The sequence below is a fragment of the Mesorhizobium sp. B2-8-3 genome (assembly GCF_006440815.1).
Classification (GTDB): Bacteria; Pseudomonadota; Alphaproteobacteria; order Rhizobiales; family Rhizobiaceae; genus Mesorhizobium.
On sequence record NZ_VFTW01000014.1, the window covers coordinates 92,896 to 107,325 of the forward strand.

Annotated in this window: 11 protein-coding genes; 1 reads left to right on the forward strand and 10 read right to left on the reverse strand. The window is 65.3% G+C overall.

Features of this window, described 5'->3' with window-relative positions; all coding sequences use genetic code 11:
- Positions 1–2: 2 nt before the first annotated feature.
- The 9 genes from FJ418_RS20230 to FJ418_RS20270 form a co-directional block, all read right to left on the reverse strand.
- Positions 3–2,036, reverse strand: a complete 2,034-nt coding sequence (locus FJ418_RS20230; RefSeq protein ID WP_140868622.1) for an ABC transporter ATP-binding protein — start codon at positions 2,034–2,036, stop codon at positions 3–5.
- Entirely contained in the window at positions 2,029–2,910 is an 882-nt protein-coding gene (locus tag FJ418_RS20235; RefSeq protein ID WP_140868626.1) for an ABC transporter permease, read from the reverse strand. Before FJ418_RS20235 ends, FJ418_RS20230 begins: the two co-directional genes overlap by 8 nt.
- Positions 2,907–3,860 carry an ABC transporter permease gene (locus FJ418_RS20240; RefSeq protein WP_140868629.1) on the reverse strand — a complete coding sequence of 318 codons (954 nt, stop codon included), beginning with the start codon at positions 3,858–3,860 and terminating at the stop codon, positions 2,907–2,909. The genes FJ418_RS20235 and FJ418_RS20240 overlap by 4 nt, the downstream gene beginning before the upstream one ends.
- A gap of 12 nt (positions 3,861–3,872) precedes the next feature.
- On the reverse strand, positions 3,873–6,227 hold the full coding sequence (locus FJ418_RS20245) for a molybdopterin guanine dinucleotide-containing S/N-oxide reductase (protein WP_140868632.1): 2,355 nt from the start codon (positions 6,225–6,227) through the stop codon (positions 3,873–3,875).
- Positions 6,228–6,346: 119 nt separating this feature from the next.
- Complete coding sequence (locus tag FJ418_RS20250; protein ID WP_140868635.1) at positions 6,347–8,008, reverse strand: ABC transporter substrate-binding protein; 1,662 nt, start codon at positions 8,006–8,008, stop codon at positions 6,347–6,349.
- A gap of 237 nt (positions 8,009–8,245) precedes the next feature.
- Positions 8,246–9,430: a mandelate racemase/muconate lactonizing enzyme family protein gene (locus FJ418_RS20255; RefSeq protein WP_140868638.1), complete on the reverse strand. Its 1,185-nt coding sequence runs from the start codon at positions 9,428–9,430 to the stop codon at positions 8,246–8,248.
- Position 9,431: 1 nt separating this feature from the next.
- On the reverse strand, positions 9,432–10,535 hold the full coding sequence (locus FJ418_RS20260; protein WP_140868641.1) for a mandelate racemase/muconate lactonizing enzyme family protein: 1,104 nt from the start codon (positions 10,533–10,535) through the stop codon (positions 9,432–9,434).
- Between the two features lie 26 nt (positions 10,536–10,561).
- On the reverse strand, positions 10,562–11,251 hold the full coding sequence (locus FJ418_RS20265; protein ID WP_140868644.1) for a GntR family transcriptional regulator: 690 nt from the start codon (positions 11,249–11,251) through the stop codon (positions 10,562–10,564).
- A gap of 97 nt (positions 11,252–11,348) precedes the next feature.
- Positions 11,349–12,140, reverse strand: coding sequence for a 2OG-Fe(II) oxygenase (locus tag FJ418_RS20270; RefSeq protein ID WP_246683128.1), 792 nt, complete (start codon positions 12,138–12,140; stop codon positions 11,349–11,351).
- 98 nt (positions 12,141–12,238) lie between these two features.
- Here FJ418_RS20270 and FJ418_RS20275 point away from each other — a divergent pair, with 98 nt between their 5' ends.
- Entirely contained in the window at positions 12,239–13,132 is an 894-nt protein-coding gene (locus FJ418_RS20275) for a LysR substrate-binding domain-containing protein (protein ID WP_140868646.1), read from the forward strand.
- Positions 13,133–13,248: 116 nt separating this feature from the next.
- Here the strand turns inward: FJ418_RS20275 and FJ418_RS20280 are convergent, their stop codons facing one another.
- Positions 13,249–14,397 carry an efflux RND transporter periplasmic adaptor subunit gene (locus tag FJ418_RS20280; RefSeq protein WP_140868649.1) on the reverse strand — a complete coding sequence of 383 codons (1,149 nt, stop codon included), beginning with the start codon at positions 14,395–14,397 and terminating at the stop codon, positions 13,249–13,251.
- Between the last annotated feature and the right edge of the window lie 33 nt (positions 14,398–14,430).

Sequence of the window (14,430 nt, forward strand, 5' to 3'; positions counted from 1 at the left end):
CGTCAGGCCGTCTCCACGGTCTTTGACCTCTGCAGCCGTGCCAATTCCGCGAAGGGGATATGGCAGCGGATCGTGTGGCCTGGCTGGGCCTCGGTGAGGTCAGGTTCCTGCGTCTCGCAGATGGCGCCGATCTTGCGTGGGCAGCGCGTGTGGAAGACGCAGCCCGTCGGCGGGTTGGCCGCACTCGGGATCTCGCCGTCGAGACGGATGCGCGAGCTCTCGGTGCGGTCGAGTTTTGGAACCGCCGACAGCAGCGCTTCGGTGTAGGGATGGTGCGGGCCGGAAAAGACCGCCTCCGACGGCCCGAACTCCATGATGCGGCCAAGATAGAGCACGGCGATCTTGTCGGAGAGATAGCGCACCACGCCAAGGTCGTGCGAGATGAAGATATAGCTGACATCCTGCCTCGACTGCAGGTCGGCCAGAAGGTTGAGGATCGCCGCCTGCACCGAGACGTCGAGCGCCGAGGTCGGTTCGTCGCACACGACGATGCGCGGATCGCCGGCGAAGGCGCGCGCGATCGCCACGCGCTGCTTCAGCCCGCCCGACAGCTGGCGCGGCTTGACCGCGAGATGCCGGTCGGTGAGCCGCACCGAGCGGACGAGCTCTTCCAGGCGTGTATCCAGCGTCTTGCCGCTGAGCCCGCCCAGCCGCTTCAGGGCTCGGCTCAATATATGCCGGATCGAATGCGAGCGGTTGAGCGCCGAGTCCGGATTTTGGAAGACGATCTGCACTGCCTTGACCTGGTCTTCCGAGCGGCTGGCAAGCCGCGGCGCCAACTGCTTGCCCTCGAGCTCGATCGAGCCGCCGCCGTCTGGTGCGACGAGGCCGAGCAGGAGCCTGGCGAAGGTGGTCTTGCCGCTGCCGGATTCGCCGACCAGGCCAAGAGTCTCGCCGGGCCTCAAGCTGACCGAGACGTCCTTCACCGCCCGCAGCGGGCGGCCGTGGCTGGCATAGGTCTTGTTCAGCCCCTCGACCTGCAGCACCGGCGGCGCCTGCTTCGGCGGGACGGCAGCGATCTCGGCGGGCGTGGCGCGCGGCAGCGATTGCGCCTTGTCGTGATAGTGGCAGCGCGACAGGCGGCCATCGCCGAGCTCGTAGAGTGGCGGCGGCTCGGCGCGGCAGCGTTCGGTGGCCAAGGCGCAGCGGTCGGCGAAGGCGCAGCCGGTGATGGTGGCGCCGATGCCGGGCAGGAAGCCCGGAATGGTGTCGAGCCGGCCCTGGTCCTTGCGCTGGCCGCCGCGCGGCAGGCAGCGCAGCAGCGCCACCGTGTAAGGATGGCGCGGATCGTTGAAGACGTCCTTGGTCGAGCCTTCCTCGACCAGCATGCCGGCATAGAGCACGCCGACGCGGTCGCACATGTTGGAGACGACGGCGAGGTTGTGGCTGATGAACAGGATCGAGGCCGACAGCTCGCGCCGCAACTGCCCGATCAGGTCGAGCACTTCCGCTTCGACCGTGGCGTCGAGGCCGGTCGTCGGCTCGTCGAGGATCAGCATCGAGGGGTCGTTGGCCAAGGCCATGGCGATCGCCACGCGCTGCTGCATGCCGCCGGAAAGCTGATGCGGATAGCGCTGCATGACGCTGGCCGGATCGGAGATGCGCACCCGGTTCAGCATGGCGAGCGCCTTGTCTTGCGCCGCCTGACCGGTGACGCCGGTAAGCTCGAAAATCTCGGTCAGCTGGCGGCCGATGCGCAGCGACGGGTTCAGCGCCTTGCCGGGATCCTGGTAGACCATCGACACGCTGTCGGCGCGGGCGCGCCTGAGCGCTTCCGCGTCGAGCCTCATCACATCCTTGCCGTCGAGCGCGATCGAGCCGCCGGTGATGGAGCCGTTGCGCGGCAGATAGCGCACCACCGAAAGTGCCACGGTGGATTTGCCGCAGCCGGATTCACCGACCAGCCCGTAGGCTTCGCCCGCCCCGATGGTCAGGTTGACGTTGCGCAGCACCGCCCGGTTGCGGCGGCCGACGCGATAGGCGACCGAGAGGTCCTTCAGCTCGAGCGCATTGGCGGCTTGGCTAGGCTCAGTCATTGAACGCTCCATGCACGCCGTCGGCCACCAGGTTGACGCCGATCACCAGCGAGGCGATGGCCAGGGCATCGAACAGCACCGTCCACCAGAAGCCGCCGCCGATCATGCCGTAATTGGAGGAAATCGACAGGCCCCAGTCGGGCGAGGGCGGCTGGATGCCGAAGCCCATGAAGGAAAGCGTGGCCACCGCGAAGATGGCGTAGCCCAGCCGCACCGTCGTCTCGACCAGGATCGGCGGGATGACGTTGGGCAGGATCTCGACGAACATGGTGTGCAGCGCGCCTTCGTGGCGCAGTTTCGCCGCGGCCACATAGTCGAGCTCGCGTTCGGCCAGCACCGCCGAGCGCACGGTGCGCGCGATGATCGGCGCGAAGCTCAGGCCGATGACGACGATGACGGTGATCTTCGAGGTGCCGAGCGCGACGATGGCGAGCAGCGCGATGATGACCACCGGGATCGCCATGAAGGCTTCGAGCACGCGGCTGACGATGTCGTCGACGATGCCGCGGAAATAGCCGATGACGAGGCCGAGCGCGGTGCCGGCGATGGTCGCAAGGATGGTGGCCAGCGGCGCCACCGTCAGGATGTCGCGCGAGCCGACGATGACGCGCGAGAACACGTCGCGGCCGAGCTGGTCGGTGCCGAACCAGTGATCGGCCGCCGGCGGCGCAAGGGCGTTGATGATGTCGCTTGCCAGCGGGTCGTAGGGGACGAAGTGCTGGCCGAACAGCGCGCAGACGACCCAGAACAAAAGGATGAAAAGCCCGGTCAGGAAGGTGCCGGACCTGGAGAGCGAATGCAGCACTTCGCCCCAGGGGCTGCGCTGTGCGGTGTCGGGCGTCGGCAGGCTGACAGGTGTATCTGTCGCGCTCATTGCTCTGCTCCCAGCCGGATGCGCGGATTGAGCACGGAATAGAGGAAGTCGGCGATCAAGGTCGCCACCGCATAGACGATGCCGATGGTGAGGATGCCGGCTTCGAGCATCGGGAAGTCCTTGCCGCGCGCGGCGGTGAAGATCAGCGAGCCGATGCCTTGGTAGCGGAACAGCGTCTCGATCACGACCAGGCCGCCGATGAGATAGCCGGTCTGGGTGGCGATCACCGTGATCGTCGGCAACAGCGCGTTGCGCAGCACATGGCGCCAGATCACCGTTCGCCAGGGCAGGCCCTTCAGCACCGCGGTGCGCGTATAGTCGGAATCGAGCGCCTCGATCATGCCGGAGCGCGCCATGCGCGCGATATAGCCGAACAGCACCAAAAACAGCGGCAGCGAGGGCAGGATCAGGTAGTAGAGCTGGGTGAGGAAGCCTGCGCCTTTCGGCCAGGCGGCGGCGATCGGCAGCCAGCGCAGCCACACCCCGAAGATCAGGATCAGGATGATGCCGGTGACGAATTCCGGCAGCACCGTGACCGACAGGCCGCCGAGGCTGATGATGCGGTCGAGCGGCCGGTTGAAATTGAGCGCGGCGATCACCCCGCCCAGGATGCCGATCGGCACCACCAGCACGAAGGCGACCAGCGCCAGCTTCATCGAATTGCCCAAGGCATCGACGACGAACGGCGCCACCGGCGCGCGGAAGACATAGGAGGTTCCCATGTCGCCGTGAAGAAAATTCCAGATCCAGCTGCCATATTGGACGAGCAGCGGCCGGTCGACGCCGAGCGAATGGTTCAGCGCATCCACCGCGCGCTGGTCGGCGAACGGCCCCAGAATGGCCCGCCCGACATTGCCAGGCAGCACCTGGCCGCCAAGGAACACCATGACGCTGAGCAGGAACAGCGTGACGAGCGACAGTGCCAGGCGCCGGACGAGGAAAGCTAGAATGGCAGCGTCTCCTTACAAAAGACCTTTGCGCCCAGCCGAGCCGGATGCATCGGACAAGCTCATAGTGGCAGGCGGATCGAAGGCTGTCACGGGCGGAACGGCTCCCGTAAACCGCGACACCTGAACCAGCGTCGAATTGCAGGTCGGCGATTGCGCAAGCCGCGAAGTGCCGCGATCGGGCGTCAGCACATTCGGATTGCCGTGCTTTTCGAGGCCCTCCGGCTCGCCCGGCCGGGCCGGATCGAACCAGGCGCCGGTCGGCAGCTGCACGACGCCGGGGATCAGATTGTCGGTGAGCACGGCGCCGGCGAGGCACGATCCGCGATCGTTGAAAACTTTGACCACCGCGCCGTCCACGATGCCGCGTGCCGTCGCGTCCTCGCGATTGATCAGCAGCGGCGCGCGGCCCGCGACCTTGTTCGCCCGGCTGACTGACCCATGGTCGTACTGGCTGTGCAGCTTGTCGGCCGGCTGCGGCGACAACAGATGCAGCGGAAATTTCTCCGCCAGGCCGGCATTGCCCAGCCACTCCCGCGGCTCACGCCATACGGCGTGGCCGGGGCAGTCGTCATAGCCGAACGACTCGACCGTTGCAGAGAACAGCTCGATGCGTCCGGACGGCGTCGCCAAGGGATGCCGCTCCGGATCGGCCCGGAAGGCGCCAAGGAAGGTCTGCGACGTCACCGAGCGCGCAAGCTCGGCGTGACCGTCCTGCCAGAACCGGTCGAAGGGCGGCATCTTCACACCGGCCGCGCCGGCATTCTCCACCGCCTGGCCGTAGAGATGCCGGATCCATTCGTCGGCGCCGCGCCCTTCGGTGAAGGCATCGCTCGTGCCGAGCCGCACTGCCAGATCGGCGAAGATGGCAAAATCGTCGCGCGCCTCTTCGAAGGGCTCGATCGCCTGCTTCATGGCGACGATGAGGTTTTCACGGTTCGAGAAGGCGAGGTCGTTGCGCTCCAGCGCTGTCGTCACCGGCAGCACGATGTCGGCATGACGCGCCGTCGCCGTCCAGAATTGCTCGTTGACGATCACCGTCTCGGGCCGCCGCCAGGCCTCGACCAGTCGGTTGAGATCCTGGTGGTGGTGGAACGGATTGCCGCCGGCCCAGTAGACGAGCCTGATGTCGGGATAGGTCAGCGCAGCGCCGTTGAAGTCGAACGATCCGCCTGGATTGAGCAGCATGTCGGCCATGCGCGCGACAGGGATGAAATGCGCCACGGCATTCTTGCCCTGCGGCACCGAAGGCCAGCGGAATCCCATCTCTGGCCTGCCGGCGCCGTTGGTCGACGAATAGCCGAAGCCGATGCCGCCGCCCGGCAGTCCGATCTGGCCGAGCAGCGCGGCGAGCGTGATCGCCGCCCAATAGGGCTGCTCGCCATGATCGGCGCGCTGCAGCGACCAGCTGACCATCAGCATGGTGCGCTTGGCGGCCATCTCCTGGGCCAGTGCATCGATCGTTGCCGCGTCGACGCCGCTGAGTTTCGCCGCCCATGCCGGATCCTTCGGCTGGCCGTCGCTTTCGCCAAGTATATAGGCACGCACTGTCTGGAAGCCGGTGCAGTAGCGCTCCATGAACGCCTCGTCGTGCAGACCCTTGCCGATCAGCGCATGGCAAAGCGCCAGCATCACGGCGGTGTCGCTGTTCGGCCGCAGCGGCAGCCATTCGGTGTCGATGCCGCGCGGCGCGTCGTCGCGCACCGGCGAGACATTGATCAACCGTGCGCCATTGGCGACGGCGTTGCGCAAGGCCGCCGACGCCTCGTGCCGCGCCGAGCCGCCGCCCTGCACCTGCGTGTTGCGCCATGGCAGCCCGCCGAAGGCGACGATCAGCTTGGCATGTTCTTCGATTCCGTCCCAGGTGGTGTGGTTGCCGGTCAGCGCGTCGGTGCTGCCCAGCACATGCGGCAGGATCATCTCGGCCGCGCCATAGGAATAACTCAGCACCGAGCCGGTATAGCCGCCGATCGTGTTGAGGAAGCGGTGGACCTGGCCCTGCGCATGGTGGAAGCGCCCGGCGCTCGCCCATCCATACGAGCCCGCATAGATCGCGCTGTTGCCATGCGTCGAGCGAACGCGCTCCAGCTCAGCCGCCACGATGTCCAGCGCGATTTCCCAGGACACTTCCACGAAGGGCTCGTCGCTTCGCCGGCTTGCCGGGCTGGACCTGTCTCCCTCCAGCCAGCCGCGCCTGATGGCCGGGCGGGCGACGCGCAGCTCGCCTTGCACCGTGCCGAGCATCGATCGGCCAATCGGCGACGGGTCGGGATCGCCGCTCCACGGCTCGACGCCGACGAGCCGGCCGTTCTCGGCGCGGATCTCGTACGTCCCCCAATGCATGGTGGTGAGCAGGGTTGCGGTTCCCATGGGACGCATCATCCAGCCACGACGGTCGGGGCAGGGTGCCTTGTCGCCCTGCTCCGACCGGCCGCGAACCGCCAGCCCCCTTCGAGACTGGCGGTGCGGGATCTATGCTTGCCTCATGCTCAGCCTTTCGACGCCTTCTCGAGGAACAACTGCGACATGGCGGTGGGCTGCACGCCCGCCACGCCTTTCGCCGTCGCCGTCAGGTAGTCGTAGAAATAGCCGAAGATGGCCGGCGTTTCCTCGAGCAGCAGCTTCTGGATCTTGCCGGCCGTGGCCTTCTGCGCCTCGAGGTCGAGGGCCGCGATATAGCTCGCCGCCATCTGGTCGTAGTCCTTGTTCTTGAAGTGGGCGGCATTCCAGGTGCCGTCGCTCTTCAAGGGTGCCGCCAGATAGACGTTGGGCACGCCGCGGTGGCCGTAATCGGTGATGCCCATCGCCGAATCCAGCCAGTTCGACTTGCCGAACACGGCATCGCCATAATAGGCGCTCTGGTCCAAGATGTTGAGCTCAAGCTCGATGCCGATTTCCTTGACCCAGTTCTGGATGAGCTGGGCGTATTCCGGGATTTCCAGATAGCGCTCGGTGGTGAGCGTCATCTTGAAGCCCTGGCCGGCGCCCGCCGCTTCCATCAGTTGCTTGGCCTGCGCGATGTCCTGCTTGCGTTGCGGCACGCTGGTGTCCGTCGAAGGGTAGACAGGGGCGAATGGGCTATCGTTGCCGAGTGCCGAACGCCCTTTCATCAGGCCGGCGGCGAGCTTTTCACGGTCGAGGCAGAGCGCGATGGCGCGGCGCACGCGAGCGTCCTTGGTCGGGCCCTCGTCGCAATGCATATGCAGCTGCTGATGCGCGGACGACTTCAGGCTGATGACGTCGACATTCGGATCGTTCAGCACCGCGACGCCCGCTAGCACCGGCATCTGGTTGATAATGTCGATCTGGCCGCCCTGCAGCGCCAGGATCTGCGGCTGGATGTCGGTGAAGAAGGTGAATTCGGTGCGGTCCGGCAGAGCCTTTTCGCCCCAGTAGTCGTCGTTGCGCACGAAGGAGGCGCCGACCTTGGGCGTGTATTTTTCGAGCTTGAACGGCCCGGTGCCGTCGAAGCTCTGCTCGTAGCCGCCCTTGTAGCTCGCCGGGATGATGACGGCGTTGTAGTTGTCGGACGACAGCATGTAGGGGAAGTTGCCGTTCGGCGCATCGAGGTGGAATTCGACGGTGTAGTCATCGACCTTCTTCGAGGCGCCCTTCTGCAGGATGCCTGTGAATACCGACAGCGCGTTGGACGAGTTTGCCGGATCGGCGAGCCGGTCGATGCTGGCCACCACGTCGTCGGCCTTCATCTCGCCGCCCGAGTGGAATTTCACGCCCTTGCGCAGCTTGAAGGTCCACACCGTGCCGTCGGTGTTCGGCGACCAGCTTTCCGCCAGTGCCGGCTTCAGAACGAGGTCCGGACCGTCGACGCAGAGGAATTCCGCGACCTGTTGCATGACGAGCAGGCCACCGGCGTCGGCGATGGTGACCGGGTCGATCGCCGCTGCCGGCACGCTGCTGCCGACGCGGATGGTGGCGCCGGGCGCGCCGGCGCGAGCGAGCGAGGGTGCCGCGCCGAAGCCGGCGGCCATGCCGATGCGGCCGAGCAGCGGCAGCGACAGGCCGAGCAGGCTGCCGTGGCGCACGAATTCGCGGCGGCTGATGCGGCCGTCGATCAGGCCGTCGATGAGGTGGTTTTCGAGTGGCGTCCGGCCGCGCCGGATCAGATCGAGAATGCGATAGTTCTTGCTCATGGGTCTAAGCCCTTTCCCCAGTTGTTATGGTTGGCGGGTGCATTCCAGTAGACGAGTTCCGTGGAGTTCTCCGGTCCAGGCACTCGGTATCGGTTGATATACAGTAGCATGCGGTTCCGACCGGTCCATCCGCTCCTTGGGACGGAAAAGTCAGATTTTCTTGATGGATTGTCTGTCGGCCAGGCGGCCCGTGGCCGCCCTTTTTTCGATAAGTCCTGTTTACTTTTCGACATCCTCCTAATTCAGCGGCAATCTGCGGTAGGTCCCGGGCTTTTCCGGGTCGTGATATTTGTTGCAGGGGCCGTTTTCGACGAAGTCGCGATGGCAGGCGGCAAGCCCTTCCCGCGACAGTGTGACCCCGAGGCCGTGGCCTTCAGGCACCCGTACGACGTTGTTTTTCGGCGCGAACGGGCCTTCCTCGATGATGTCCATCGGCTGCATGCGAAACAGCGACTGGTTGGGCTCCCTGATCCAGCCGAGCGCGGCGCACAGATGCAGGTAGCAGGCGCTGCCGATGCCGGTGTCGCCGCTGTAGCACCAGTAATCGATGCCGGCGTGCTCGCAGGCGCCGACGAAGCGCAGCATCCGGTTTATGCCGCCATGCGCCGTCGGGTTGCCGACGAAGGCGTCCGGAACCTTCAGCTCAATGGCGCGGGCAATGTCGATGTTATGGGTCGAGAACGGGATCGAGGTGTGGCGGCGAAGCTCGCGCATCTCCTCGTTGGTCGCCACCGGATCCTCCCAGTTGCGCACGCCGAGCTCTTCCAGCGGCCGCGTCAACTGCCTGGCGGTCGCCAGCGAATAGGCCTGGTTGGAATCGATGCGGATCATCGCATCGTCGCCAAGCTTCTTGCGGATGAGCTCGACCATCTTCAGCGAAACTTTCGGATCGTGCGTCGAGAACTTGCCCTCGAAGAAGGTCGTGCCGTGGCGCTCGTTGAGTTCGACGCAGTAGTCGGCGACTTCTTCCGGCGTCTTCTCGCCTTTCACCTTGGCTCCATCGCCGCGCAGCGAAAAATAGTCGGTGAAGGGAATGTCCTTGCGCATCGCACCGCCGAGCAACTGATAGAGCGGCTGCTTCCAGGCCTTGCCGCGCAGGTCCCACAGCGCCATCTCGATGGCGCCGAAGGCCATGATGCGGGTGCGGTCGTTGGTCGATTGCACGCCGCTCCAGAAGGGCAGGCAGACTTCCTCCGCTCCGGCGATGTCGAAGGCGTCGCGCCCGGCAAGCCTCGGCGCCAGCACGTCATTGATGACGGCGGCCGCGCCTGGCGTCGGCGCCTCGCCGATGCCGACAAGTCCGTCCTCGGTCTCGACCTCGACGATGGTCGGCGAGAAGCCGTCGAGCTCGCCGAAGACCCAGACATAAGGGGCCTCCAGCCTGTAATTGATCGGTGTTGCCTTGACGCGCCTGATCTTCATTTCAGCCGATCTCGAAGAAGGGTTCGCCGAGCAGGCCCGGGTCTACGTCGATGCCGAGGCCGGGGCCGTCGGGAATGCCCATATGGCTGCCGGTCACCGGCGGTGCATTCCTGGCCGTGCGCACCTTCACCCATTCGTGAAAGGCGATCGCATGCAGCCGGCGCTCTTGCGGTGTCGACAGCGACAGATGCGCCATGGCCGCGGTGTCGATCTCGGCGCCGCCCGTATCCTCGACCGTGATCATGAAGCCGAGATCGACGGCAACGTCGCGGATCAGCCTTGTCTGCGTCACCCCGCCCAAGCGCGAAATCTTCAGCGTCAAACCGTCGGCGGCGCCCCTGCGGTGGATCTCCAGCATCTCGCCCAGCGAAGTGACGGATTCGTCCAGCACCATCGGCTTGTCGAGCATGCGGCGCACCGACATGTTCTCCTCGATGGTCGTGCAGGGCTGCTCGAACGTGTAGTCGATGCCGCGCGTGGCGTCGGCGAACTGCCGCGCCTGGTAAGGCGTCCAGCCGGCATTGGCGTCGCAGAAGATCACCGTGCCCTTCGGCACGGCGGCGGCCACCGCCGCGACCCGCTCGATGTCGTCATGCACATTGCCGCCGACCTTGACCTGCAGGCGCCGGCACCCTTCGGCGATGATCCGCTTGGCCAGCGCCGCCATCTGGTCGAGCGTGCCGTGGGTGACGACCCGGTAGGTCTCCGCCATGTCGCTCTCGCGCCCGCCGAGCATCGTCACCAGAGGCACGTCGGCCGCGCGGGCGGCCAGATCCCAGCACGCCATGTCGAGCGCCGACTTGATGTAGGGATGGCCCTTGAACACCGTGTCCATCAGCCGGCCGATGCCGGCCAGCCCGCGCGGATCCTGGCCGATGAGATGCGGCGCGATCTCCGGCACGCCCGCGCGTGTTCCCGCCGGAAACGCGGCCGAATAGAAATTGCCGAGCGGCGCCATCTCGCCCCATCCGGTCACGCCGCTGTCCGACGTGATGGCGACGATCACCGCGTCGAAGCAGTCGGCAACGCGCCCCTTGGACATGCGGTAAGGCCCGTCCACGAAGGGCTGGACGACATGATAGGCCTTGATGCTCTTGATCTTCATGTTCGTGTCCGTTGTCCGTACGTCTGTCAGTTCTTTGATGCGCGCTTTTCGAGGCCGCGCGCATAGGCAAGAAGTTCCTCGAAATCGAGGCCGATATGCTCGCGCGCATGGCGCTGGGCGGCGCGCATGTCCGAGCCCTTGAGCAGGGCGGCATAGGTTTCGTGCACATCCTCGGCCGGCACCGGCTCGTTGCGGGCGCGCTGGTGCAGGGCGAAATACATCTGCAGCCGGCTGGTCAGGCGCTGCCAGGTCTCCAGCAGCACCGAATTGTCGGCCCATTCGTAGATCAGCCCGTGCAGCTGCAGCGCCGTCTCGATCTGGCGCGTGGTGTCCTTCGCCCGCGTCGCCTGCTTCACCGCTTCATGGCGGCGGTCGAGCTCGTCGAAGAAGCGCTGGTCGCGCTGCGGCCAGGTCTTCTCGATGGCGAACTCGTCCAGCACCTGGTTCAGAGAATAGGCGTCGACGATATCCTTGGCGGTGACCTCGATGACGAAGGTTCCGGCATAGGGGATGCTGGTCAGGATGCCTTCCTGCACCAGCTCGCGCATCGCCTCGCGCAATGGCGCGCGGCTCACCCGCATCTGTTCGGAAATCCTGAGCTCATTGAGCTTTTGCCCCGGTTCCAGCTGTCCGGTCAGGATGGCGCGCCTCAGCAGGGCGACGATCTCCGCCCTGCGCGTCGTATCCGCGATCGGACTGAAATCCAGCTTTGCCATGTGTCGACTCCCGAGAGGAATTTCTGCAAGACAAGCAGATTGTCGACAATCTAACAAGAGCCGATTTCCGTGAATTCCGGATTTTGAACCGGCAGCCTCAAGCCGCTCGCCCGTAGAAGCCGATCCGCTCCTCATCGGTGAACATGACGCCAGGACGTTCGTAGTAGGAAAACACCGCGATCATGCGCTCGCGGTTGCCTTCGACGGTGGTCACGCGGTGCGCGGTGTTCTTGCCGCGGAAGACGTTGAGCGTGCCGGCATTGATGCGCAGGATCTTGGCTTCAGGATCGCGTCCCTCGAGCAGCTTGGCCACGCCGTCATAGTTCGGGTTGTCGTCCGAGCGCAGGTCGGTGCGGTATTCGAAGTCGCCGCCGACCTCCGGGGCTTGCAGCAACAACGTCGTGGTGAATTCCGAGCGGTCGAAATGCCAGTTTAGCGCTTCGCCGGCGCGGTAGCCCATGACATTGGCGCGGGCCAGCGGATCCTGCATGACATGCAATTGCGGCTTGTCCATCGTCGCCGCCAGGAACCGCGCCAGCGGCGCGTATTCGTAGATTGAAAGCACGGTGCTGCCGGGAATCTGGTCGGCGCAGACCGTATGGCTGATCGTCTCGACCTTGCGCAGCGCCGGATGGTCCGGCGAAAGCTCCGGGATCGACGGCTTGAAATAGATGTTGTGCATGCGCTTGTGGACATGCGAGCGCGTATCCATCACCGGCCGGATCTCGGCGACCGCCTTTTCGGCAATGCCCGGGCGCAGGAACCCTTCCAGGTTGAACATGCCGTTTGCCGCCAGCGCGGCCTTGGACTCGTCCACCAGCCGCTGCCATTCGGCACTGCCCTCGCGGTCGAGCGGGTAGCGGTCCAGGTCGAGAATATTTTCGATCATAGCGTCCTCCGAAATCTGAGGTCACTACACGGCAAGGAAATCTTTGCCGCAACGCGGAAAATTGTTAGGCTCTCCCAAGAAAAACTTTCGAGGAAAACGTGGACAAGCTTCCACCATTGAATGCGATGAGGACTTTCGAGGTCGCTGCGCGCGCCGGCAGCTTCACGCTCGCCGCAAGCGAGCTCGGTGTGTCGTCGGCCGCGGTCAGCCAGCAGATCCGCAACCTGGAAGACTGGTTCGGCAAGCAGCTCTTCATGCGCAACGGCAATCGCATCGCGCTGACCGATGCCGGCCACGCCATCTATCCGCAGACGGCGCATGCACTGGGCGAGATCGCGGCGGTCGGCCGGCGCATGCTGGAAGGCGGCTTGCGCACGCGCCTCGTGGTGAGCGTGCCGTTCTCGCTGGCCGAGCTGTGGCTGGCGCCGAGGCTCGCGGCGCTGCTCGACAATTTTCCGCGGATGGCGATCGATGTCCGGGTCGAGGACGATCCCGTCGACGTGGTGCGCCAGAATATCGACCTGCGCATCTCTTATGGCGACTACCACTATCCGGCGCTGAAGATGGTGCGGCTCGTTCATGACGAGGTGCTGCCGGTCGCCGCGCCCGATTTCTGGCAGCGCTACGGCAACGGAACCGACAGCCTTGCCGATGTGCATGAGAGCCATTTCATCCACACCAATTGGGGGCCGAACTATGCCTCGCACCCGAGCTGGGCGGACTGGTTCGCCGCCGCCGGCGGCAGCCGCGCGCCGGACCCCTCGCATGGCCGCCGCGTCGGCCTGTCCAGCCTGGCGATCGGCGCGGCGCGGTTGGGGCTGGGGGTAGCTTTGGGACAGAAGGCAATGGCGACCGCGGATCTCGAAGCCGGCCGATTGATCGCGCTGTCGTCCGTCTCGGTTCGTCTCGGCCAGCCCTATTGCGCCTTCATGCTGCCGGCGAAGGCGGAACGCGCGGATGTTGCGGGATTGGTCGCGCTGCTTGGCAAGTAATTCCACTAAGCCGCGCACGGAGCCAGCGTCGGGAGCCGCCTGAACCCTCATAGCAAAAACGGCGCCCTCGACGTGGGTGTCGAGGGCGCCGTCGGACCGGAAACTGATGGGGGTTATCAGCTGGCCGGTTTCGGTTGCGGCAAGGGAGAGACCGGCATTCCGGGTCCGATTTTCTGCAGATTGCCCGTGATCACCTGATCGGACTCGGAGATTCCGGAGGTCACGGAAATCAGGTCGCCATCGGTGGGCCCAAGCGACACCAGCTTCTGGTCGACGGTGTTGCCCTTGCCGATGACATAGAGGTACTTGCCGAGCTGGCTGGAACCCAGCGCCACCTGCGGCACCATCAGCGTGTTGGGCTGTTCCTTCACATGCAGGCGCACCCGCACATACTGTCCCGGCAGCAGCGTGAACTTGGCGTTGCCGATCGTGGCGCGCGCCGTGATCGTGCCGGTCGAGTGGTCGATCGTGTTGTCGATGAAGGTGAGCTCACCCTTCTGGCTGGGCTGGGTCTCGCCAGGCAGGAGCACGTCGACGGCGATCGGACCATTGGCCTTCGCCTGCTCGATCTGGACGAGGTCGGTCTCGCTCGGATTGAAGGTCACATAGATCGGATCGAGCTGCACCAGCGTGTTGAGCACCGTTCCGGCGACGCTGACCAGCGTGCCGACCGAGGCCTGGTTGCGGCCGATACGACCCGGGAACGGCGCCTTGATCTCGGCATAGCCGAGATTGAGCTCGGCCGTCCGCACCGCCGCCTGGTCGACGGCAAGGGCGGCTTGCGCCGTGCGCAGATTGCTGGTGCGCTGGTCGAAACTGTCCTTGTCGAGGTAACCGGCCTTGGCAAGATCGGTGCCGCGGCCGAGATTGGATTTTGCATAGTCGAGCGTCGCGGTATCGCGCTGCACCTGGGCCTTCGCCTGGTCCAGCGCGGCCTGATAGTCATCGGGCGCGATGCGGTAGAGCATATCGCCCTGCTTGACGTCGCTGCCGTCGGCTGCGTTCTGCTCCTGCAGATAGCCCGGCACGCGCGCCTGCAGCGTGATGCTGCGGATCGACTCGACCCGCGCGGCGTAGTCGAGATAGATCGGCAGCGTCCTCTTCACGACATTCACCACCGGCACCGGCATGACGAAGGCTGCCGGCGCGGGCGCGGCGCCCGCCGTGCCTCCGCCGAGATTGCCCATGTCGAGCAGGTGGACACTTGCCACCGAGATCGCGCCCAGCGCGACGGCCGTCCCCAAAGCGATTTTCCATCTACGCATTTTGATCTCCAATCCTTATTCAGCCGCTTGGCG